Source organism: Bradyrhizobium sp. PRIMUS42 (assembly GCF_023006515.1).
GTDB lineage: Bacteria > Pseudomonadota > Alphaproteobacteria > Rhizobiales > Xanthobacteraceae > Bradyrhizobium.
Genome location: NZ_JALBGZ010001681.1, coordinates 1 through 223 on the forward strand (window position 1 = coordinate 1; position 223 = coordinate 223).

Annotated in this window: 1 protein-coding gene; it reads left to right on the plus strand. The window is 70.4% G+C overall.

Going from position 1 to position 223, the window contains the following annotated elements:
* The coding region (locus MOV75_RS42270; RefSeq protein WP_246933158.1) for a hypothetical protein at nt 1–223 on the plus strand (223 nt) is incomplete at both ends.

A 223-nucleotide genomic window follows, 5' to 3' on the forward strand; every position in this document is an offset into this window, starting at 1 on the left:
GGACGCGCGGCAGGCAAATCGGGATTGGGGCGATCGCACGCCCGTGCTTCGCTTCGTCCCGGATCAGGACCGGCTGAACCTGATCGGCCTGTCGCCGGCCGAGGTGGCCCGCCAGCTCCAGTTCCTCCTCACCGGCATTCCCGTGACGCAGGTTCGCGAGGACATCCGCAATGTCCCGATCGTGGCACGCAGCGCCGGCCGCGAGCGGCTCGATCCGGCCCGT